We start from the raw sequence: 21,929 nt of genomic DNA, 5'->3' as shown, positions 1-21,929 counted from the left end.
CACTCAGCGCTTCGCGCCGTCAACCCTTGGCTACCGGGGGGTCAGAAGGCATCGGACGGCGTGCCCGGCCCTGATCCACACCGCCGTACAGGGTTACGACGGGACACCCGGACACCCGTGCGACGTGAGGTACGTCACCCGTACGTATCGCCGGGTCCGGAGCTGCCCGGAGCCCGCAGCGGGCCGTAGCGACGGGCCGGACCGCCCGGATTGAGCACCTTGATCATCCGCACCGTGCCGTGCCCGAGGTCCTCGTTCAGCCGGGCCACCAGCGTCGGCGCGAGTACCCGCAACTGGGTCGCCCAGGCCGTCGAGTCACACTGCACGGTCAAGACCCGCTCGTCCTCGTCGTAGCGCTGCGGCACACAGTGCTTGGCCAGGTCCTCGCCGACGATCTCGGGCCAGCGGCCCATCACACCGCCCACCGCGGCCGGCGTCTCCCAGCCGCGCTCGTTGAGCAGCCGGTTGATCGCCGCGCCCAGCGCCATCGGGTCGCGGCCGTCGGCCCGCGCCCCGGAGCGCAGCCCGCCGCCGCGCCGCGCCTGCTTCTTCTGCCGCGCCGCGTCCCCGCGCGCGCGGGCCTGTTCCTTCGCCGCGCGCAACGCCACGCGCGCGAGGTCGACACCGGAGGGCTCCCGGCCGCCGCGGGTCTCCCCGGTGCCCTTTCCGCCGCGGGCGTCCGGGGCGGGTTCGCCGGTGCTCATACGCGCTCCACCGCCCCGTCCGCCACCGCGTACCGGGCGCCCGCCAGCACGTGCGGCACGTCGTCGTCCACGGCCGCGGTGACCAGCACCTGCTCGCCGGGGGCCACCAGTTCGGCCAGTCTCTCGCGCCGGCGCGCGTCCAGCTCGGCGAAGACGTCGTCCAGGACCAGCACCGGCTCGTTGCCCTCGGCGCGCAGCAGGTCGTACGAGGCCAGCCGCAGCGCCAGGGCGTAGGACCAGGACTCGCCGTGTGAGGCGTACCCCTTGGCGGGCAGCCGGCCGAGCTTGAGCAGCAGGTCGTCGCGGTGCGGGCCCACCAGGGTCACGCCCCGCTCGATCTCCTGCTTGCGCGCCTCGGCGAGAGCCGCCATGAGCTGCGCGCAGAGGTCCTCGCGCGTCTGCGCCTCGCCGGGTGCCGACGGCTTGTACTCCAGCGCGACCGGGCCCCCGCCCGGGGCGAGCTGCTCGTACGCCTTGTCGGCCAGCGGCCGCAGCGCGGCGATCAGGTCCAGCCGCTGCGCGAGCAACTCGGCGCCCGCGCGCGCGAGATGCTGGTCCCACACGTCGAGCGTGGACAGGTCCATGGACCGGCCGCCGTGCCGGCGCGCGAGCGCGGCCGTCTTCAGCAGGGTGTTGCGCTGCTTGAGCACCCGCTCGTAGTCGGAGCGCACGCCCGCCATCCGCGGCGCCCGCGCGGTGATCAGCTCGTCGAGGAACCGCCGCCGCTCCCCGGGGTCCCCCTTCACCAGGGCGAGGTCCTCCGGCGCGAACAGCACGGTCCGGACGATCCCCAGCACATCCCGCGGCCGGCCCTGCGAGGACCGGTTGACGCGGGCGCGGTTCGCGCGGCCGGGGTTCAGCTCCAGCTCGACCAGCTGCTGCCGCTCGCCCTGGCGCACCTGCGCCCGGATCACCGCCCGCTCGGCGCCCATCCGCACCAGGGGGGCGTCCGAGGCGACCCGGTGGCTGCCGAGGGTGGCGAGATAGCCGACCGCCTCCACGAGGTTGGTCTTGCCCTGTCCGTTGGGGCCCACGAACGCGGTGACGCCCGGGTCGAGCGGAACCTCGGCCCGGGCGTACGAACGGAAGTCGGCCAGCGAGAGATGCGTGACGTGCATGGTCGTTCCGCCGGCCTTTCCCCAGGATCGGGACGTGCTGTGGACTGCTTCTTCCTACGGCGTCTTCGCTACGCCTTCTTCTCCACGGCGTGACCGCCGAACTGGTTGCGCAGCGCGGCGATCATCTTCATCTGCGGCGAGTCCTCCTGGCGGGACGCGAACCGCGCGAACAGCGACGCGGTGATCGCCGGTAGCGGCACCGCGTTGTCGATGGCGGCCTCCACGGTCCAGCGTCCCTCACCGGAGTCCTGTGCGTGACCGCGCAGGCCGTCCAGGTGCTCGTCCTCGTCGAGAGCGTTGACGGCCAGGTCCAGCAGCCAGGACCGGATGACGGTGCCCTCCTGCCACGACCGGAACACCTCGCGGACGTCCGTGACGGAGTCGACCTTCTCCAGCAGCTCCCAGCCCTCGGCGTAGGCCTGCATCATCGCGTACTCGATGCCGTTGTGGACCATCTTCGCGAAGTGGCCCGCGCCGACCTTGCCGGCGTGCACCGCGCCGAAGTCGCCCTCCGGCTTGAGCGCGTCGAAGACCGGCCGCACCTTGGCGACGTGCTCGGCGTCCCCGCCGTACATCAGCGCGTAGCCGTTCTCCAGGCCCCAGACGCCGCCGGAGACGCCGCAGTCGACGAAGCCTATGCCCTTGGCGGCCAGCTGCTCGGCGTGCTTCTCGTCGTCCGTCCAGCGCGAGTTGCCGCCGTCCACGACCACGTCCCCGGGCTCCAGCAGCTCGGCGAGCCGGTCGACGGTGGACTGGGTGGCCTCGCCGGCCGGGACCATCACCCAGACCACGCGCGGGGCGCTGAGTTTGCCCACAAGCTCTTCCAGGCTGTGGACATCCGCGACGTCCGCGTTGCGGTCGTAGCCGACGACGGTGTGGCCCGCGCGGCGAATCCGCTCGCGCATGTTGCCGCCCATCTTGCCGAGTCCGACGAGACCGAGCTCCATCTGGTGTGTTCCTTAGGTCGCTGTGTGGCGTGACAGGCACCGGTGTGCCGAGCCGAGCCTAGTCGCGACCGGGCGCGCACAGCTGTGGGCATCGGCGCTCACACGAGACGGCGCTGACCTGCGGTTTCACCCGACGAAACCGGTGCGCGGCCCGGCTCGTCCGGCCGCGGTGCCGGTCACCCACAGGGGCGCCCGGCACCGTGCACAGCTGTGGACGGCGGTCAGCCGCTGAGCCGGACCGGCATGATCAGGTACTTGTACGCGTCGTCGGCCTCGGCGTCCAGCGCCGGCTTGCCGCTCAGCAGCGCCGGCTTGGTGGACGTCGTGAACGACAGCTGCGCCACCGGGGAGTCGATCGCGCTCAGACCGTCCAGCAGGAACGTGGGGTTGAAGGCGATCGAGATGTCGTCGCCCTCCAGCTGCGCGTCGACCCTTTCCACAGCCTGTGCGTCGTCGCTGGAGCCCGCCTCCAGGATCAGCACGCCCTGCTCGAAGCTCAGCCGCACCGGGGTGTTGCGCTCGGCCACCAGCGCCACGCGCTTGACGGCCTCCACGAACGGCGCGGTCTCGATCACCGCGACGGAGTTGAACTCGGTCGGGAACAGCGTGCGGTACTTCGGCAGGTCGCCTTCGAGCAGCCGCGTCGTGGTACGCCGCCCGGCACCCTCGAAACCGATCAGGCCCTCACCCGCGCCGGAGCCGGACAGCGCCAGCGTCACGCTGTCACCGGCGCCCAGGGACTTCGCGGTGTCCAGCAGCGTCTTGGCGGGCACCAGGGCCACCGCGGACGCCTCCGGGTTCTCCGGCTTCCACAGGAACTCGCGGACCGCGAAGCGGTAGCGGTCGGTGGAGGCCAGCGTGACCGTGTCGCCCTCGATCTCGATGCGCACACCGGTGAGGACGGGCAGGGTGTCGTCACGGCCGGCGGCGATGGCCACCTGGGACACGGCGGCGGCGAAGACCTCGCCGGGGACGGTGCCCGTCGCGTTCGGCATCTGCGGCAGCGCCGGGTACTCCTCCACAGGCAGGGTGTGGAGGGTGAAGCGCGAGGACCCGCAGACCACGGTCGCCCGTACACCGTCTGTGGAAATCTCCACCGGCCGGTTGGGCAGCGCGCGCGAGATGTCGGCGAGCAGGCGGCCCGACACCAGGACGGTGCCCTCCTCCTCGACCTCCGCGTCGACGTTCACCCGCGCCGAGACCTCGTAGTCGAAGCCCGACAGGCTCAGCTGGCCTTCCTCGGCCTTCAGCAGCAGGCCGGCGAGGACAGGCGCCGGCGGACGGGCCGGGAGGCTGCGTGCTGCCCACGCCACTGCCTCCGCGAGTACGTCGCGTTCCACCCGGATCTTCACCGTAAGCCGCCTCCTGCTGTTGCTACTGAGTCCTCCGACTCGGTGTCACCGCCCCTTGCCGAGGGAAGAACACCGGGGACCAGTCTGACGCACCGCACTGACAGTAGGTGCCCGTCGGGGTCAAGTCGCTCCGAGGGGCAGCCGGGCTCGATGCGCCGAGTTGTGCACAGGTCCCGCTTCCAAACGATTCCCGATCTCTCTCTAGTCGGGAGTAGTAGTAGGGCCTGTGGATACCGTGGATAACCTCGTTTGCGCAGGTCAGGGCCCAAATTTTGTCCACCGGCCCTGTGGGCGGAGGCGGTGGAAAACCCGGGGCTTCTGTGGAGAACAGAAAGTTCTGCACACACCGCCCACAGCCTGAGGGCAGTTCTCCCCAGCTGTGTCCCCAGGTTTACCCACGTTTCCCACACCCCAACCCGGCACCTTCGTGTGACGCCTTTCACTCGACGCGGTGACAGGGTGCGTCGAGTTGCCGAACAGTGGACAGCCATGTGGAGAAGCGGCCGATCACTGGGGACAACCGCCCCCAGCCTGTGGGTTGTCAGTGGACAACTTCGTGCACAGGGTGTGGATCTCCGCTTTGTCCACAGCCTGTGGAGATCGTTCGTCCACGAGTCCACAGGCACTTGAGCTGGGCGGACGCCCCAGGAGCAGGCTGCCTGTGGACGCAGCTCGGGACAACTTCGCAGTCCCCAGTATGTGGACGGAAGAAAGTCGCCGAATCTGTGGAGAGAGGCCGTAACCCGGCACGAAATCGAACACCGGGTGGCGAACAGGAAACGGTCCACAGGGCTGTGGGCGCGCGGAAACCGGGCCGCGGGTGCTGCGGGGAGGCGCTCAGGGCGGGTCGGGGGGCGTGCGGAGGCGTTCGGGGCCGGCCGGGGGTTGCCGTGGGGAGGCGCTCAGGGCGGGCCGGAGCGCCCCTGATCATGCGGAAGGGCGCCCCCGGGAACGTGTCCCGAGGGCGCCCTCGGCGCGGTCGTACGGTCGGCCTCAGCCGTTCTTGATGCGGTTCGTCAGCTCGGTCACCTGGTTGTAGATCGAGCGCCGCTCGGCCATCAGCGCGCGGATCTTGCGGTCGGCGTGCATGACGGTCGTGTGGTCCCGGCCGCCGAACTGGGCGCCGATCTTCGGCAGCGACAGGTCCGTCAGCTCACGGCACAGGTACATGGCGATCTGCCGGGCGGTGACCAGCGCGCGCCCGCGCGAGGTACCGCACAGGTCCTCCACCGTCAGCCCGAAGTAGTCCGCGGTGGACGCCATGATGGCCGGCGCCGTGATCTCCGGTGCCGAGTCCTCGCCGCCCGGGATCAGGTCCTTCAGGACGATCTCGGTGAGGCCCAGGTCCACCGGCTGCCGGTTGAGGGAGGCGAACGCCGTCACGCGGATCAGCGCGCCCTCCAGCTCACGGATGTTCCGCGAGATCCGGGAGGCGATGAACTCCAGTACCTCCGGCGGGGCGTTGAGCTGCTCCTGCACCGCCTTCTTGCGCAGGATCGCGATGCGCGTCTCCAGCTCGGGCGGCTGGACGTCCGTGATCAGGCCCCACTCGAACCGGTTGCGCAGCCGGTCCTCCAGCGTGACCAGCTGCTTGGGCGGCCGGTCGCTGGAGAGCACGATCTGCTTGTTCGCGTTGTGGAGCGTGTTGAAGGTGTGGAAGAACTCCTCCTGCGTCGACTCCTTGTCCGCGAGGAACTGGATGTCGTCCACGAGCAGGATGTCCATCTCGCGGTAGCGCTTGCGGAAGCTGTCGCCCTTGCCGTCGCGGATGGAGTTGATGAACTCGTTGGTGAACTCCTCCGAGCTGACGTATCGCACGCGCGTACCCGGGTAGAGGCTGCGCGCGTAGTGCCCGATGGCGTGCAGCAGATGGGTCTTGCCGAGCCCCGACTCGCCGTAGATGAAGAGGGGGTTGTACGCCTTCGCGGGCGCCTCGGCGACGGCGACGGCGGCCGCGTGCGCGAACCGGTTGGAGGCGCCGATGACGAACGTGTCGAAGAGGTACTTCGGGTTCAGCCGCGCCGTCGGCTCACCGGGCCCGCTCGCCGGCCCGGACTGCCCGGCGGGCGAACCGGCCGGGGAGGCGTCCGGACGGCCCGGGCCCCCGCGGTGTCCGGCACCGCCGCTCGCCGGCTGCTCGGGCGGCTCACGGCGGACGGGATCGCGCTGGTCGTACTCGGCGGTACGGCCGGGGCCGTACTCGGAGCGCCCCTTGTCGTACTCCCCGCGCGCGGGCTCGTACTCCGGGCGCCCGGGCGGATAGTCACCGCGCGGGCCGTCGTACTCACCGCGCTGCTGCTCGTACGGCGGGCGGTCCCTGCCCGGCCGGTCCGTGCCGGGGCGGTCCATGCCCTGCGGCCGGTAGTTCTGGGGGCGCGAGCCGTAGGAGTCCGGGCCGGAGCCGTAGGAGTCCTGGGACGAGGGCGAGGCGTAGGGGTCGCGCTCGGGGAAGCCGAGCCGCGGCTGCTGCCAGCCGTAGTCGTCCTGACCGGGGCGCGGCCAGGCGCCCGGCTCGGGGCGCTGGTACTCGGACGGATATGCGGGGCGGACGGTGGGCAGCTGGTCGGCCCGCGCGGGGCCCTCCCCGCCGGGCGCTTGATCGCCGGCGCGGTGCCGGCCGTATCCCTCGTACGGCCCGGACGGCAGCTCCGGCTCCTCGTAGCGCGGCGTGCCCGCGTGCTGTGCCGGGGGCGCGGGGGCCGGCGCCTCGCCCGCCGAGTCGTCCACGGTGATCGCGATGCGGATGGGGCGGCCGCACTCGCGGCTCAGGGTCTCGCTGACGACCGGGGCGAGACGGCCCTCCAGTACGCCCTTCGCGAATTCGTTCGGTACGGCCAGCAGGGCCGTGTCCGCGACCAGCGCCAGCGGCTGACAGCGCCGGATCCAGTGCTCGTCCTTTGTCTCGACACCCTGCCCACGGCCCTCGCCGAGGAGCTGCTCCAGTACTCGCGGCCACACTGCGGCAAGATCGGCAGGTACGTCAGCCACAGGGCACGCTCTCTCACGGGGTCCCACGAACGTGTGGTTCGCGGACAGGTCGGGATGAAAATCAGGTCGGCTGGGGATAAAGGAACGAATCGGAGTCCAGCCACGGTAGTCAGCGCGGCCGGTACGGTTCAAGTTGTTGTCCCCAGCCTGTGGACAGTGTCTCCCGGCGACCCTCGGTTTGACCGGATGGCGTAGCCCCGCGTACCGTAACCAGGTCGAGTTGTCGATGGCTGCTGCCGCCTGCCTCCGATGGGCACGGGTCACTTCGGGTGATCGGGAAGCGGTGCACTCGGGCGTGAAGCGAGCTACTCGTGGGCGCACGGTGACAGCCAGGACGGCACCCCGCCACTACCGATTCTTTCTGGAGCCCCCGAGTGAGCAAGCGCACCTTCCAGCCGAACAACCGTCGTCGCGCCAAGACCCACGGCTTCCGGTTGCGTATGCGCACCCGTGCCGGCCGCGCGATTCTCGCGTCCCGCCGTAGCAAGGGTCGCGCCCGCCTGTCCGCCTGATCCCGATCAGGTCATGACGTCGTGCTGCCTACCGAGAACCGGCTGAGGCGGCGCGAGGACTTCGCGACCGCGGTGCGACGAGGTCGCCGGGCAGGCCGCCCGACCCTCGTCGTCCACCTTCGTAGCGGTGCCACGGACCCGCACGCGCCTGGGGAGAGCGCTCCTCCGACGCGTGCGGGTTTCGTCGTGAGCAAGGCCGTCGGTGGAGCGGTCGTGCGCAACACAGTGAAGCGCAGACTGCGCCATCTGATGCGTGACCGAGTCGTCCTGTTCCCCCCCGGTAGCCTGGTAGTCGTACGAGCGCTGCCCGGAGCGGGCGACGCAGACCACGCACAGCTGGCCCGAGACCTGGATGCCGCCCTGGAGCGGCTGCTGGGAGGGGGCGCGCGATGAAGTACCCACTACTGGCCCTGATCAAGCTGTACCAGTGGACGATCAGTCCGCTGCTGGGGCCGGTGTGCAAGTACTACCCGTCGTGCTCCCACTACGGCTACACGGCCATCGACCGGCACGGTGCGATCAAGGGAACGGCACTCACCGCCTGGCGCATCCTCCGGTGCAATCCGTGGTCGCTCGGCGGTGTGGACCATGTCCCGCCGCGCAAGCGCCCGCGGTGGCACGAAATGCTGCGCAACGCTTGGCGCGCACGCACGGGCGGGCCCTCCGCCGCCGAACCGGCCACCGGAGAGAAGCCCGCGAGCTCGTCTCGTGAGCTTCCTCCGAGCCCGGCCGCAGAGACCTCGTCCCATGCCCAAGGAGCATGATTAGTGGACACGATTGCCAGCCTCTTCAGCTTCATCACCACACCCGTCTCATGGGTCATCGTCCAGTTCCACTCGGTGTACGGCGCGATCTTCGGCCCCAACACCGGGTGGGCCTGGGGCCTGGCCATCGTGTCCCTGGTGATCCTGATCCGTATCTGCCTGATCCCGCTCTTCGTGAAGCAGATCAAGGCGACCCGGGCCATGCAGACGCTGCAACCCGAGATGAAGAAGATCCAGGAGCGCTACAAGAACGACAAGCAGCGCCAGTCCGAAGAGATGATGAAGCTGTACAAGGAGTCGGGCACCAACCCGCTCTCCTCGTGCCTTCCCATCCTGGCGCAGTCCCCGTTCTTCTTCGCCCTGTACCACGTGCTCAACGGCATCGCCTCGGGCAAGAAGATCGGCGTCATCGACGACCAGCTGCTGGCCAGCGCCCGTCAGGCCCACATCTTCGGCGCCCCGCTCGCCGCGAAGTTCCGTGACGGCGCCGACACGATCAGCGCGCTCGGTGCCTCGGTCACCGATGTGCGCGTCGTGACCGTGATCATGATCGTCCTGATGTCGGCGTCGCAGTTCTACACGCAGCGCCAGTTGATGACGAAGAACGTCGACACCACGGTGAAGACCCCGTTCATGCAGCAGCAGAAGATGCTCATGTACGTCTTCCCGCTGATGTTCGCCTTCTTCGGCATCAACTTCCCCGTCGGTGTCCTCGTCTACTGGCTGACCACCAACGTGTGGACCATGGGCCAGCAGATGTACGTGATCCACAACAACCCGACCCCGGGTTCCAAGGCCCAGGCCGCCTACCTGGAGCGTCTGACGAAGCACGTCACGCACCACGGCAAGGTCCGTCGCCGGGGCGAGAAGGCCATCGTCAAGGCGATCGTCACCAAGGGCCGCGACCGCAACGAGCCCGAGCGCAAGTTCATCAACGCCCTGAACAAGGCCGGTCTCGCCGCGCAGCCCGACGGCACCGTGGTCCGGAGCACCATCCAGGCCGCCGACCAGAGCGATGCCGGGGCGACCGGTACGACGGCCACCGCCACCGCGGTCCGGCGCCAGCAGCCCAAGCGCCAGTCCAAGTCCCAGCGCCAGTCCGGCGGGACCACCCCGGCCGGCGGGACCAGGCCGGCGGACGACTCCCTCTCGCTGGAGAAGCCCGACGAGCCGCAGGACGCCAAGCCCGCCACTGCCAAGCAGCCCCAGAAGCCCGGCTCCGGTGCCCGCAGCAAGGCCCAGTCCGGTCAGCGCAAGGGCGGCCCGCAGCGGCCCAAGTCCCCGTCCAAGAAGTAAGAAGGAGCCCATCCCGTGACGGAAGGCACCACCTCCGCCGCTGCCGAGGGTGCAGACACCCTTACCCGCCTGGAGCAGGAAGGCGAGATCGCGGCGGACTATCTGGAGGGTCTGCTCGACATCGCCGACCTCGACGGCGATATCGACATGGACGTCGAAGCCGACCGCGCCTCCGTGTCGATCATCAGCGACACCGGCGGCCGAGACCTGCAGAAGCTGGTCGGCCGGGACGGCGAGGTGTTGGAGGCGCTCCAGGAGCTGACGCGTCTGGCGGTGCACCGGGAGACCGGTGACCGCAGCCGGCTCATGCTGGACGTCGCGGGCTACCGGGCCCAGAAGCGGTCCGAGCTGTCCGAGCTGGGCGCCGAGGCCGCCGCCGAGGTGAAGAGCAGCGGTGAGCCCGTCAAGCTCAAGCCGATGACCCCCTTCGAGCGCAAGGTCGTGCACGACGCGATCAAGGCCGCCGGGTTGCGCAGTGAGTCCGAGGGCGAGGAGCCGCAGCGCTTCGTCGTCGTGCTGCCTGCCTGATCGGCACCCTGGTTCCACCGGCCCCGTCTGTTGAGCAGGCGGGGCCGAACTTTGTCAGCCTGGTAGTTCTGGTGACCGGTGCGCGAAGCGCCGGCGCTGTACGGAAGGACGGTCCCCGTGACGGAGGCAGCGGAGCTTCCCCCCGCGCCCGAACAGGCCCGGGAAGTGTTCGGTGAGCGCTTCACCGATGCGGTCCGCTACGCGGAACTGCTCGCCGAGGCAGGTGTCCAACGCGGACTGATCGGCCCGCGTGAGGTACCCCGCCTGTGGGAACGGCATCTGCTCAATTGCGCGGTGCTCTCCGAAGCGGTGCCCGAGGGAGTGACGGTCTGCGACGTGGGCTCCGGTGCGGGCCTGCCCGGCATCCCCCTGGCCCTGGTCCGCGAGGATCTGAACATCACCCTGCTGGAGCCCCTGCTGCGGCGTACCACCTTCCTCACAGAGGTCGTCGAGCTGCTGGGCCTGGATCACGTCACCGTGGTGCGCGGTCGTGCCGAGGAGGTCCTGGGCAAGCTGCAGCCCGTCCACGTGGTGACCGCCCGAGCCGTGGCCCCGCTGGACCGGCTGGCGACCTGGGGCATCCCGCTGCTGCGCCCCTACGGCGAGATGCTCGCGCTCAAGGGCGACACCGCCGAGGAGGAGCTGAAGGCCTCGGCCACCGCCCTCAGCAAGCTCGGTGCGGTGGAGACGAGCATCCTTCAGGTGGGTGAGGGCGTCGTGGACCCGCTGTCCACGGTGGTCCGGGTCGAGGTCGGGGAGAGCCCCGGCGGTGTGCGCTTCGCTGCCAAGCGGGCGAAGGCAGCACGCGCGGGCCGCGCACGTCGGCGTCGCTGAATACTCCGCTGAGTACTCCACACAAGCTGCCGTACCCCTGCGGGACGGAGTGTCGCGAGGAATCGGTCGCGGGCGCTGTGCATCGTGTTTCACGTGAAACGTCGCTCACTGCTGCACGGCATCATCGGTCGCGGCCGCGCTGCGGCCGAACCTCGCGACCGGAAGCCTCTTGGCTCACTCGGAGAGGGCCCCGGCCCCAGCCTCGCTGCCAGGGACGCTCCCTCCCTCTCAGGGGGTACGGAGTTGTCCACAGAGGTGGATTTCTCCACAGAAGACCAGGCCTCACTGGTTCACGACCCCGAAGGCATGGGAGGCTCTGTTCATTGCGAGCCTGAAGTCGAGGAGAGTGAATCCTTGCGGTCCGACGCCAACATCGCGGGACCGATGACCGATCCGGTCCCCGGTCCCCGTACCGAGTCGACGGGAGCGGATGTTTCACGTGAAACACCGCCCCCGATGGACGACACTCCCATCGGCCGTGCGGCCCAACTGGCAGTAGATGCTCTCGGTCGCGCCGGCGAAGGCCTGCCGCGACCGGAGCAGACCCGTGTCATCGTGGTCGCCAACCAGAAGGGCGGCGTGGGCAAGACGACGACCACCGTCAATCTTGCCGCTTCGCTGGCTCTGCACGGTGGCCGTGTCCTGGTGATCGACCTCGACCCGCAGGGCAACGCGTCCACAGCGCTGGGCATCGACCACCACGCCGAAGTGCCGTCCATCTACGACGTGTTGGTGGAGAGCAGGCATCTGTCCGAGGTCGTCCAGCCCGTCCCGGACGTCGAGGGCCTGTTCTGTGCCCCTGCCACCATCGATCTCGCCGGTGCGGAGATCGAGCTGGTGTCGCTCGTGGCCCGGGAGAGCCGGCTGCAGCGTGCGATCCAGGCGTACGAGCAGCCACTGGACTACATTCTCATCGACTGCCCGCCCTCGCTGGGCCTGCTGACCGTCAACGCACTGGTCGCCGGCCAGGAGGTTCTCATCCCGATCCAGTGCGAGTACTACGCACTGGAAGGCCTGGGGCAGCTGCTGCGCAACGTCGACCTGGTGCGCGGTCACCTCAACCCCACCCTGCACGTGTCGACCATCCTGCTCACGATGTACGACGGCCGGACGCGTCTTGCCTCGCAGGTGGCAGAGGAGGTGCGCACCCACTTCGGCGACGAGGTGCTGCGGACCAGCATCCCCCGCTCGGTCCGTATCTCCGAGGCCCCGAGCTACGGACAGACGGTGCTGACCTACGATCCTGGATCGAGCGGTGCCCTCTCCTACCTTGAGGCCGCCCGTGAAATCGCGCTGAGAGGCGTCGGCATCAGTTACGACGCGAGCCAGGCCCACATTGGCGCCCAGAACGACCCGAGCATGGTGGAGGGGATCCAGTGAGTGAGCGACGGAGGGGGCTGGGCCGGGGACTCGGCGCATTGATCCCCGCTGCCCCGACGGAGAAGACACCGGCCTCGGCCGCGATGGGTGGCGGCGCGTCCGCCTCCCCCTCGTCCGTGCCGGTGCTGACAACCGATCGCGGCGTTGCCGCGGCCAAGGTGGCCACGCTGCCGCCTGTTCCACGTGAAACCGAAGAGTCCCCGGCGCCCCCGGCAGCGGAGACGCCCGCGCCTCCGATGGGTGCCCACTTCGCCGAGATCCCGTTGGACGCCATCACGCCGAACCCACGCCAGCCGCGTGAGGTTTTCGACGAGGACGCCCTGCACGAACTGGTGACCTCCATCCAGGAGGTCGGCCTGCTGCAGCCCGTGGTCGTCCGGCAGCTGGGTACCGGCCGCTATGAGCTGATCATGGGCGAGCGGCGCTGGCGGGCCTGTCGCGAGGCCGGACTGGAGGCCATCCCGGCCATCGTCCGTGCCACGGACGACGAGAAGCTTCTCCTCGACGCGCTGCTGGAGAACCTGCACCGCGCACAGCTGAACCCCATCGAGGAGGCCGCTGCCTACGATCAGCTGCTGAAGGACTTCAACTGCACGCACGACCAGTTGGCCGACCGGATCGGGCGCTCCCGTCCGCAGGTCTCCAATACCCTGCGGCTGCTGAAGCTTTCGCCGACCGTGCAGAAGCGGGTGGCCGCCGGGGTGCTGTCGGCCGGCCATGCCCGGGCACTGCTCTCCGTCGAGGACTCGGAGGAGCAGGACCGGCTGGCGCATCGCATCGTGGCGGAAGGTCTGTCGGTCCGGTCGGTGGAAGAGATCGTGACCCTGATGGGCTCACGCCCCCAGCGTGCCTCCCGTGCCAAGGGCCCGCGTGCCGGTTCGGTGCCCTCCCCGGCGCTGAGCGAGCTGGCCACGCGGCTCTCGGACCGTTTCGAGACACGGGTGAAGGTCGAGCTGGGGCAGAAGAAGGGCAAGATCACCGTCGAGTTCGCCTCGCCGGACGACCTTGAGCGGATCCTCAGCACCTTCGCCCCCGGCGAGAAGCTGGCCCTCCAGCGGTCCCTGCGGGACGACGAGGCCGAGGACGACGCCTGATCTGGGGCGATGCCGCCCTGCCGTACAAGGAGAGCGGGCCCTGTCCGGTACCCACCGGACAGGGCCCGCTCTTTGCCTTGAGGCGGTGTCGAGTGCCTCGCATCGTGGATACGATGCGAACGGTATGGCGCATCCACCGGACAGCAGCTGCATCTCTGAGTGGGGAGACGGGGGCCATGCGATTGATCAGCCGCACGGGACTGGTGAGCGCGGGTCTGAGCCTCGGGGTGGTCGGCGGATTCGTCGGCAGCCTGCTCAGGGAGCGAAGCGCTCTGACAGCCGCTCGCGACGCGGCGGGTGAAGGAAGTGAGGAACAGCCTTCATGGGGCGTCGGCTCGTGCCGCTCACGCTGGACAACCTTGAGGACCTTCCCCAGCGCTGTCGCTCGTGTGTCTACTGGGAACTGGACCCCGTCAGCGGCGAAGCGGCGGTAAGAGCCGGCAGATCGGCCCTGGAGAAGGAGTCGTGGATTTCCGCCGTGCTACTGGACTGGGGCTCGTGCGGTCGTGTGGCGTATGTCGACGACGTGCCGGTGGGATACGTGCTCTACGCTCCGCCGGCCTACGTCCCGCGTTCGACGGCCTTCCCCACCAGCCCGGTCTCCTCGGACGCCGTCCAGCTGATGACAGCCTTCGTGATGCCCGGCTACCAGGGCCAGGGACTGGGCCGGGTGCTCGTGCAGGCGGTGGCCAAGGATCTGCTGCGCCGGAACTTCAAGGCGATCGAAGCCTTCGGGGACGCCCGCTGGAAGGAACCCGCCTGCCTTCTGCCCGCTGACCATCTCCTCGCCGTGGGCTTCAAGACGGTGCGGCAGCATCCGGCGCACCCGCGGCTGCGCCTGGACCTGCGGTCGACACTCTCCTGGAAGGAAGACATGGAGATGGCATGGGACCGGCTACTGGGCGCAGTGCAGAAAGAACCCGCGCTGCGGCCGCTCTAGATGCCGGTACGGTCACGGGCTTCGCGTCGGCCGGAGGGCATAAGCGAATGGGCCAACCCGCGGGGGTTGGCCCATTCGTGTTTCACGTGAAACGTCACTTGGTGATGAACTCTTCGAGGTCGCGCAGGAGTGCGGCCTTCGGCTTGGCACCGACGATGGTCTTGGCGACCTCACCGCCCTGGTACACGTTCAGGGTCGGGATGGACATGACGCCGTACTTGGCAGCCGTGCCGGGGTTCTCGTCGATGTTGAGCTTGACGATCTCGATCTTGTCGCCGTGCTCGGCCGCGATCGCCTCCAGCGAGGGGGCGATCTGACGGCAGGGGCCGCACCATGCGGCCCAGAAGTCCACCAGGACGGGCTTGTCGCTCTTGAGGACATCCTTATCGAAGGTGTCGTCGGTAACGGTCTTGAGGTTGCCGGCCACGGAGGGCTCCTTGTCTCGGTCGTGCGATGGGGCGGGGGAGGAACAGATCAGACGGCGGCGCTCTTCTCGGGCTCCGCCTTGTCCTCGTCCGCCAGGGCGGCGAGGAAGCGCTCGGCGTCGAGAGCGGCGGAGCACCCGGTACCGGCCGCGGTGATCGCCTGGCGGTAGGTGTGGTCGACCACGTCACCGGCGGCGAAGACACCGGTCACATTGGTGCGGGTGGACGGGGAGGCGACCTTCAGGTAGCCCTCTTCGTCCAGGTCCAGCTGGCCCTTGAACAGCTCCGTGCGGGGGTCGTGGCCGATCGCGATGAACAGGCCGGTGACGGGCAGCTCGGACAGCTCGCCGGTCTTGACGTTGCGCAGCTTCAGGCCGGAGAGCTTCTGCTCGCCCTGGACCTCGGCGACCTCGCTGTCCCACACGAACTTGATCTTCGGGTCGCCGAAGGCGCGCTCCTGCATGGCCTTGGAGGCACGCAGCGTGTCCCGGCGGTGGACGATGGTCACGGACTTGGCGAACCGCGAGAGGAAGGTGGCCTCCTCCATCGCGGTGTCACCGCCGCCGATCACGGCGATGTCCTGGTCCTTGAAGAAGAAGCCGTCACAGGTGGCACACCAGGAGACGCCGCGGCCCGAGAGCGCGTCCTCGTTCGGCAGCCCCAGCTTGCGGTGCTGGGAGCCGGTGGTGACGATGACGGCCTTCGCCTGGTGGACGGTGCCGGCGGTGTCGGTGACGGTCTTGATCTCTCCGGTCAGGTCGACCGAGACGATGTCGTCCGGGATCAGTTCGGCACCGAAGCGCTCGGCCTGCGCGCGCATGTTGTCCATGAGGTCGGGACCCATGATGCCGTCGCGAAAGCCCGGGAAGTTCTCCACTTCGGTGGTGTTCATCAGTGCGCCACCCGCTGTGACGGCGCCCTCGAACACCAGCGGCTTCAGCGACGCGCGCGCGGTGTACAGCGCGGCCGTGTAGCCGGCGGGCCCGGAGCCGATGATGATCACGTTACGGACGTCGCTCACGGCTTGATTCCTCGTCTCTGGTCTCTGTCAGTCGACCGGCGGGAGCCCCTTTCGGAACTCTCACCCAGCCCAACGGATCCTACGGGGCGCGCATTCCCGGCGTGCCAGGGCACACGCGCACCCCGCAGACGCGGGGCGTCGCCCACCAGGAAACGCCGGCAGGTCCGGTACGCTCACGGCCGCTCAGGGACGGGGGAAGGTCTCCGTCAGAAGGACCTCGCCGGCCGAGGCCGGTTGACGGCCCATACAGGCCGCGTCGACGACGTAGGCCGTGACAAGCGAGATGTCCCGGGCGTCGGGCACCACGACCAGATAGGCGGTCTTCCCGTCGTACGTTCCTGTCTTGGCGCCCAGAACGGTGTCGCCTTGGCGGAGTGCCTGCCGGACGCAGTCGGGTACCGCCGCTTCGGGCTGGACGAGGGTACGCGGGCGCTCCGTGCCACCCGGGCTGGCCTGCTCGGTCCCGACCTCTCCGCGGGGGCGCGCGCTGCCCGTGCCGCTACGTGGGCTCTCCTTGGTGCCGAGGAGATTCTTCACCTGACTCTGGACGCTGTTGCCGGAGAAGGGCCTGGCGGAAGGCGTCGGTTTGCCGTGCGCGGTGGTGTCGGACGTGTGGTCACCGAAGGACTGGAGGAGGGCCAGGGACCCCGCCCCCAGGACGGCTGCAGTGAGCACGGTGCCGAGGACCACCCGCCGCCGTTTGATCCGCCCGTTTTTCCCGCGTCCCGGCCCGGTGGCGGCCGGAGGCCGACCGGCAGGGTGATCAGTTGCGGCCGATGTTTCACGTGAAACATGGTCCGCGGTGTCATCCCCCGCTCTGCCGAGAAGGGCTTCCGCGGCGAGGGCGGCATCGATCCGGGTGGCCACAGCGTCCGGCATCGGCTCTGCGGCCGATGCCGAGCCGAGCAGCTCCCGGATCTCCTCCAGCGAGGCACGGGTGTCCGCACACACCGCGCACGTCTCCACATGGCGCTGTATCTCCGTGCTGCGGCCTGGCGGAAGCAGACCTTCGGTGAGATCGGAGATCTCCTCGACGTCCGGATGCCCGGATGCATCGGTCGTGGAGTTCACGCTCGCCCACCTCCGCCCTTCACCACGGCTGAATCACTCGGTCCCGAGTCCGCGGGGTCCTCGCCCGGAGACTCCGTCGCCGGTGGGACGGATGTCCCCGTCGCCCGGTTCCGTCCCGGCACGGATTCCTTCCCGCCCCCGGCGCCGTCGGGCCGCAGATGACCGAGCAGCGGAAGCAGCCGCGCCCGGCCGCGGGCGCAGCGGCTCTTCACCGTGCCGGTGGGCACATCGAGAATCCGGGCGGCCTCGGCCACGGGGTATCCCTGCATGTCCACGAGCACCAGGGCGGCCCGCTGGTCGTGCGGCAGGGTACCGAGAGCTTCGACGAGCTGGCGCTGGACGTCATGGCGCTCGGCCGGTGCCGAGGCCGACTCGTGCGGTTCCAGGAGTTGCTCCAGCCGCTCGGTGTCGTCGACCGGTGAGGTCTTCCGTGACGCCACCTTGCGGGCACGGTCCAGGCAGGCGTTCACCGTGATGCGGTGCAGCCACGTCGTGACGGCGGACTGGCCTCGGAAGGTGTGAGCGGCCCGGTAGGCGGATACCAGGGCGTCCTGGACCGCGTCAGCGGCTTCCTCACGGTCCCCCAGCGTCCGCAGGGCGACGGCCCAGAGCCGGTCCCTGTGCCGCCGCACGATCTCACCGAAGGCACCGGGATCGCCTTTCACATGGCGGGCGAGGAGTTCCTTGTCGCTCGCCCGGTCATATGCGGCATCCTCCGCCATCTGTCCCCTCCGGTCCGGGTGAGACGTCAGCCCGTGAACTTCACTTCGCCGATGGCCTGCTTGTAGCCGGCACCCGCGTACATCTCGGAGTCGTATCCCGAGTTCGGGACGGCCGTGAGCCAGACGAGGACGTACCGCGTCTTCACCTGCTTGCCGACCTTCACCGTGGCGGTGGTGGACGTCGTCGTGGTCTGGCCGATCCGGTCCATCGAATCCAGTGATGCCGGCGTCAGTGAGTCAGTCGCATACAACTCGACGGTCGTGTGGTCACCGCCATACCGCATCGCGACGGTGGCAGCGCTGAGGTGCTTGGACGAGCCGAGATCGTAGAGGATTCCGACGCCCGGCTTGTAGGGCGCGATCGTAGGTCCGGCGTTGAAGGTCTTCGTCCGCCAATAGGTGGAGGTGTCCCCGTCGTAGGTCTTGCTCGCGTCGCCGGGGTGCTGTGCGTCGCCCTTGGCGACGAACTCGCGGCTGTCCTGGATCTTTATCGGCGTCGGTGCCGGCTTCGTGTCGTTCTTGTCGCCGTCGTCCGTCGTCTGGCTCTTCTTGGTGTCGTCGGGCTTGTCACCCCGGTCCATCAGCGCGTCCGCCAACTGCCAGCTGCCCAAGCCCAGGGCCGCGATGAGGAGTGCCGACACAGCCCACTTCAAGGCCTTGCCGGTGCGGCTCTGGAGAGGCGGCGGCGGGGGCGCGATCGGCTGCGTGCCTCCGGGGTGTGCTGCCGGGCGGCCGTAACTGCCCTGCTGGTAGGTCGTGCGCTGGTACTCCGGTGGTGCCGTGAACGCGGGCTCCGGCGGGCGGATGCGCGGCATCTCCCCGATCGCCTTCACCAGCTCCTCGGGTGTGGTGCACGCGGCCTCGTGACGGGACGCGGTGGCCCCGTCGTTGACGAGGGCGCGCATGGCCAGTTCGGACAGCCCTCGGTGGACGCCCGCCCGCACCTGGTCCGGCGCGATGAGTCCGATGTCCTTGGGCAGGCCGGACAGCCCGTACGCGTCGTTCTCGTAGGGCCAGCGCTGGGTCAGCGCCGCGTACAGGAGAGCGCCGATCGCCTCGGTGTCGGCGCGCTGCGGGCTGTCGGAGCTGACGCCACGCAGCGCGGCGTTCACGGCGAGACCACGGATGCGCCACTGGCCGGTGGACGTACGCAGGACGGCGTTGGGGTTCAGCCGCAGATGGGCGAGGCCCTCACGATGGGCGGCGGCCATGGCGGCGGCGACCTGAGAGACCATCTGATACGCGTCGTGCGGCTCCAGCGGGCCGGCCGCGAGCAGCGTGGTCAGCTCGGTGGCGTCGGGCAGCCACTCGTGGACCACGTAGACGAGGTCGTTCTCCTCGACGGCGTCCAAGACCTGGACGAAGCGGGGGTCGCCGAGCAGCGCGGAGGACCGGGCGGCGGCGAGAACGGAACGGGCGCGCGCATGGTGGGCGGGCAGGATGTGAACGCCGACGGCGCGACGGAGTTTCTCGTCCACCGCACGCCAACTGCTGAATCCGTCCAGACGGGTGACGCACTCCTCCAGCCGGTAGCGTCTGGCGAGTTTGTGACCGCTGTGGAGTTCGGGCGCGGCGGCCTTCTGTCCGGGACCCTCGATCGCGCCGCTCCCCTGTGTCTCCCCGCTGTCCGTGTCCCGCTCCGGGTTCTTGGCCACCCCGTCGGCCGTGGACTGGTCCGCCTTGGCGGTCAGCGGTTGCTCACCGCTGTTGTCTGCCACGTCGACGGCAGCCGTGCTGCGTTCCGCCACCGTCGTCCCTGCCTCCCCATCCGTTGCACGCTGTCCGACGCCGAAACCAATTGTGCCCACAGTCCGTCGCTATGCACGACACACGGCGGCGGACGATGGTTGTGCGCCTACCCCCGGCTCAGCGCCCCAGACGCCCGCGGACCATGCCGACGAGCGAGTTGAGTTCGTCGATGCGCATCCGGCGGGCGGCGACGAAGAAGACACCGAGCAGGACGGCACCGCCGACGAGCAGCGCGGCGAAGGAGCCGATCACGCCCTGGCCGAGAGTGTGCCCGATGCCGTAGCAGGCCGCACCGCTCAGCAGCGCCGCCGGCACCGAGGCGATTCCCAGCCGGGCATAGGTGCGCAGGACGCGCGTCCCGTCGAGGTCGCCGCCGAGACGCTTGCGGAGCCTCTTCCAGGCGACGCCGACGCCGATGGCATAGGCGACGCCGTAGGCGGCGGCCATGCCGGCGACCGCCCAGCGGGCCGGCAGCAGGAAGTAGCAGAGCGCAGAGGCACCGGCGTTGACCGCGGCCACGATGACGGTGTTGTAGAAGGGCGTGCGGGTGTCTTCATAAGCGTAGAAGGCGCGCAGGACCACGTACTGCACGGAGTACGGGATCAGGCCGAGAGCGAAGGCCATCAGCATGTACCCCATGTTGGTGGCCGATCCGGTCCCGGCCGAACCGAAGATCAGCGTGCACATCGGGATGCCGAGTGCCACGAAGCCGAAGGCGATCGGAACGATGGCCACGGCCGTGGTCCGCAGGCCCTGGGAGATGTCGTCACGGACGGCACCGGTGTCGTTCTCGGCCGCGGAGCGCGAGATGCGCGGCAGCAGGGCGGCCATCAGCGATACCGTGATGATGGCCTGCGGCAGGCCCCAGATCAGCTGGGCGTTGGCGTAGGCCGCGAAACCGGTGCCCTTGACGCCCGAGTCCTTGCCCGCGGCCGTGGACAGCTGGGTGACGACCATGGCCCCGGCCTGGTTGGCGAGGACGAACAGGACGGTCCACTTGGCGAGCATCGCCGCCTTGCCCAGGCCGTGGCCCCTCCAGTCGAAGCGCAGCCGGATGCGGAAACCGGTCTCGCGCAGGTAGGGGATCATCGCCAGTGCCTGGACCACCAGGCCGAGCAGGACACCGACACCGAGCAACCGCTGGCCCGCAGCCGGGATGGTGGTGACGTCCATGTGGGAGTTGGCCGAGGTGCCGTAGACCCAGATGAACATGCCCAGCGACACGATGATGACGATGTTGTTCAGCACCGGGGTCCACATCATCGCGCCGAACTTGCCCCGGGCGTTCAGGATCTGGCCCATGACCACATGCACGCCCATGAAGAAGATCGAGGGCAGGAAGTAGCGAGTGAAGGTGACCGCGACCTCGTTCGCCGCCGGGTTGGTGGCGACGGGGTTGGACAGCATCCGCACCAGGTACGGCGCCGCGAACATCGCTAGGCCGGTGAGTGCGGCCAGCGCCACCATGACGAGGGTCAGCAGACGGTTGGCGAACGCCTCGCCACCGTCCTCGTCCTCCTTCATGGAGCGGACCAGCTGAGGCACGAAGACGGAGTTGAGACCTCCGCCCACGGTGAGGATGTAGATCATCGTCGGTAGCTGGTAGGCCACCTGGAAGGAGTCGGCGAGGAAGCCGAGGCCGAGCGCCGCCGCGATCAGTGCCGAACGGATGAACCCGGTGAGCCGGGAGACCATCGTGCCGGCCGCCATCACGGCGCTGGACTTCAGCAGCCCGCCGGCCTTGCCGCCCTTCTTCGCCGGGGCGACCGGCGCCTCGGGCTCGACCAAGCCGACGGTACCGGCCGGGTCGGGGGCCACGGCCGGTGCGGGCACCGGTGGCTGGGCCGGGTGTCCGGCCGCTTGCCCGGCAGCCGGATAGGCCGCCTCGGCGTACTGCTGCCCCTGCTGAGGGCTCTGGCCGTACGCCGACGGGTACTGCCCCCCCATGCCCGCCTGGCCGTAGCCCGGTGCGGCGGCCGGTCCCGGGACGCCCCGGGGGTCCATGGGCGCGTGCCCGCCGCTGTGCTGCTGGTCCTTGAAGAGATGCGCGAAGGCGTCCGGCTCGTGGTACTCCTCGCCGGAGTGCGTCACCAGGTCGTCCACTCCCACGAACTGCGTGGTGCGCGGGTCGTCGCCGTAGGGCAGGTAGGGGTTCGCACCGTCCGGCTCCGGTGCCGGGGTCTGCGCCCACACACGCGCGTCCGGGGCGTACGGCGACTGCGCGGGCTGCCCGTACAGCGGCTGCTGCGGGCCGTGGGTGCCCGGGGGCGGCGGGTGCGCGGCACGGTCGTACAGCGCCTCGGCGACCGGGTCCTGGGCGGTCAGGTCGTGCGCCCGGTAGGGGTCCTGCTCGTAGGCGTCCTGGAGGTACATGTCCGCTGGTTGCTGCGGCGGCACCTGGCCGGGCTCGGGCGGCGTCTCGGGGTAGCCCGAGCCGGCCGCGCCCTGGCCGCGTTCACCGTCGTACGGCGCGTTCATGCTTAC

At 69.6% G+C, this 21,929-nt stretch carries 20 protein-coding genes; 9 read left to right on the top strand and 11 right to left on the bottom strand.

What is annotated here, in order from left to right:
* Window positions 1-134: 134 nt before the first annotated feature.
* The 5 genes from NX794_RS10905 to dnaA all read right to left on the bottom strand — a co-directional run bounded on the left by NX794_RS10905 (window position 135) and on the right by dnaA (window position 7,109).
* Window positions 135-704 (bottom strand): DciA family protein, encoded by a 570-nt coding sequence (locus NX794_RS10905; protein WP_258778144.1) that lies wholly within the window; start codon window positions 702-704, stop codon window positions 135-137.
* The gene (recF, locus tag NX794_RS10900) at window positions 701-1,822 is read right to left on the bottom strand and encodes a DNA replication/repair protein RecF (RefSeq protein ID WP_258778143.1); all 1,122 of its coding nucleotides are present in this window, start codon (window positions 1,820-1,822) and stop codon (window positions 701-703) included. Before recF ends, NX794_RS10905 begins: the two co-directional genes overlap by 4 nt.
* A gap of 68 nt (window positions 1,823-1,890) precedes the next feature.
* Window positions 1,891-2,769 (bottom strand): phosphogluconate dehydrogenase (NAD(+)-dependent, decarboxylating), encoded by an 879-nt coding sequence (gene gnd, locus NX794_RS10895; protein WP_258778142.1) that lies wholly within the window; start codon window positions 2,767-2,769, stop codon window positions 1,891-1,893.
* Between the two features lie 221 nt (window positions 2,770-2,990).
* Entirely contained in the window at window positions 2,991-4,121 is a 1,131-nt protein-coding gene (gene dnaN / locus NX794_RS10890; protein ID WP_258778141.1) for a DNA polymerase III subunit beta, read from the bottom strand.
* A gap of 993 nt (window positions 4,122-5,114) precedes the next feature.
* Window positions 5,115-7,109 (bottom strand): chromosomal replication initiator protein DnaA, encoded by a 1,995-nt coding sequence (gene dnaA / locus NX794_RS10885; protein ID WP_258778140.1) that lies wholly within the window; start codon window positions 7,107-7,109, stop codon window positions 5,115-5,117.
* 374 nt (window positions 7,110-7,483) lie between these two features.
* Between dnaA and rpmH the strand changes: the two genes are divergently transcribed.
* The 9 genes from rpmH to NX794_RS10840 all read left to right on the top strand — a co-directional run bounded on the left by rpmH (window position 7,484) and on the right by NX794_RS10840 (window position 14,457).
* The gene (rpmH, locus tag NX794_RS10880) at window positions 7,484-7,621 is read left to right on the top strand and encodes a 50S ribosomal protein L34 (protein ID WP_003956500.1); all 138 of its coding nucleotides are present in this window, start codon (window positions 7,484-7,486) and stop codon (window positions 7,619-7,621) included.
* 21 nt (window positions 7,622-7,642) lie between these two features.
* On the top strand, window positions 7,643-8,014 hold the full coding sequence (gene rnpA / locus NX794_RS10875) for a ribonuclease P protein component (RefSeq protein ID WP_258778139.1): 372 nt from the start codon (window positions 7,643-7,645) through the stop codon (window positions 8,012-8,014).
* Complete coding sequence (gene yidD, locus NX794_RS10870; protein WP_258778138.1) at window positions 8,011-8,385, top strand: membrane protein insertion efficiency factor YidD; 375 nt, start codon at window positions 8,011-8,013, stop codon at window positions 8,383-8,385. Before rnpA ends, yidD begins: the two co-directional genes overlap by 4 nt.
* Window positions 8,386-8,388: 3 nt before the next feature.
* Window positions 8,389-9,681, top strand: coding sequence for a membrane protein insertase YidC (gene yidC / locus NX794_RS10865; RefSeq protein ID WP_258778137.1), 1,293 nt, complete (start codon window positions 8,389-8,391; stop codon window positions 9,679-9,681).
* Between the two features lie 15 nt (window positions 9,682-9,696).
* Window positions 9,697-10,209 (top strand): Jag family protein, encoded by a 513-nt coding sequence (locus NX794_RS10860; protein ID WP_258778136.1) that lies wholly within the window; start codon window positions 9,697-9,699, stop codon window positions 10,207-10,209.
* Window positions 10,210-10,326: 117 nt separating this feature from the next.
* The gene (gene rsmG / locus NX794_RS10855; RefSeq protein ID WP_258778135.1) at window positions 10,327-11,043 is read left to right on the top strand and encodes a 16S rRNA (guanine(527)-N(7))-methyltransferase RsmG; all 717 of its coding nucleotides are present in this window, start codon (window positions 10,327-10,329) and stop codon (window positions 11,041-11,043) included.
* Window positions 11,044-11,349: 306 nt separating this feature from the next.
* Window positions 11,350-12,423: a ParA family protein gene (locus tag NX794_RS10850; RefSeq protein ID WP_309505980.1), complete on the top strand. Its 1,074-nt coding sequence runs from the start codon at window positions 11,350-11,352 to the stop codon at window positions 12,421-12,423.
* Window positions 12,420-13,517, top strand: a complete 1,098-nt coding sequence (locus NX794_RS10845; RefSeq protein ID WP_258778131.1) for a ParB/RepB/Spo0J family partition protein — start codon at window positions 12,420-12,422, stop codon at window positions 13,515-13,517. The genes NX794_RS10850 and NX794_RS10845 overlap by 4 nt, the downstream gene beginning before the upstream one ends.
* Window positions 13,518-13,839: 322 nt before the next feature.
* Window positions 13,840-14,457: a GNAT family N-acetyltransferase gene (locus NX794_RS10840; RefSeq protein ID WP_258778130.1), complete on the top strand. Its 618-nt coding sequence runs from the start codon at window positions 13,840-13,842 to the stop codon at window positions 14,455-14,457.
* Between the two features lie 94 nt (window positions 14,458-14,551).
* Here the strand turns inward: NX794_RS10840 and trxA are convergent, their stop codons facing one another.
* From trxA to murJ, 6 genes are all read right to left on the bottom strand, one after another.
* Window positions 14,552-14,884, bottom strand: a complete 333-nt coding sequence (gene trxA, locus NX794_RS10835; RefSeq protein WP_258778129.1) for a thioredoxin — start codon at window positions 14,882-14,884, stop codon at window positions 14,552-14,554.
* A gap of 47 nt (window positions 14,885-14,931) precedes the next feature.
* On the bottom strand, window positions 14,932-15,903 hold the full coding sequence (gene trxB / locus NX794_RS10830; protein WP_258778128.1) for a thioredoxin-disulfide reductase: 972 nt from the start codon (window positions 15,901-15,903) through the stop codon (window positions 14,932-14,934).
* 183 nt (window positions 15,904-16,086) lie between these two features.
* Window positions 16,087-16,974: an anti-sigma factor family protein gene (locus NX794_RS10825; protein WP_258778127.1), complete on the bottom strand. Its 888-nt coding sequence runs from the start codon at window positions 16,972-16,974 to the stop codon at window positions 16,087-16,089.
* Window positions 16,971-17,696 (bottom strand): RNA polymerase sigma factor SigM, encoded by a 726-nt coding sequence (sigM, locus tag NX794_RS10820; RefSeq protein ID WP_258778126.1) that lies wholly within the window; start codon window positions 17,694-17,696, stop codon window positions 16,971-16,973. Before sigM ends, NX794_RS10825 begins: the two co-directional genes overlap by 4 nt.
* A 26-nt stretch (window positions 17,697-17,722) precedes the next feature.
* The gene (locus NX794_RS10815; protein WP_258778124.1) at window positions 17,723-19,444 is read right to left on the bottom strand and encodes a protein kinase family protein; all 1,722 of its coding nucleotides are present in this window, start codon (window positions 19,442-19,444) and stop codon (window positions 17,723-17,725) included.
* A gap of 118 nt (window positions 19,445-19,562) precedes the next feature.
* Window positions 19,563-21,923, bottom strand: coding sequence for a murein biosynthesis integral membrane protein MurJ (gene murJ, locus NX794_RS10810; RefSeq protein WP_258778123.1), 2,361 nt, complete (start codon window positions 21,921-21,923; stop codon window positions 19,563-19,565).
* Window positions 21,924-21,929 lie beyond the last annotated feature (6 nt).

Origin of the sequence: Streptomyces pyxinicus (assembly GCF_024753135.1) — a bacterium.
In the GTDB taxonomy this organism is placed as follows: domain Bacteria; phylum Actinomycetota; class Actinomycetes; order Streptomycetales; family Streptomycetaceae; genus Streptomyces; species Streptomyces pyxinicus.
The sequence above is the reverse complement of the archived record's forward strand: the minus strand, read 5'-3'. Positions and strand labels throughout refer to the sequence as shown.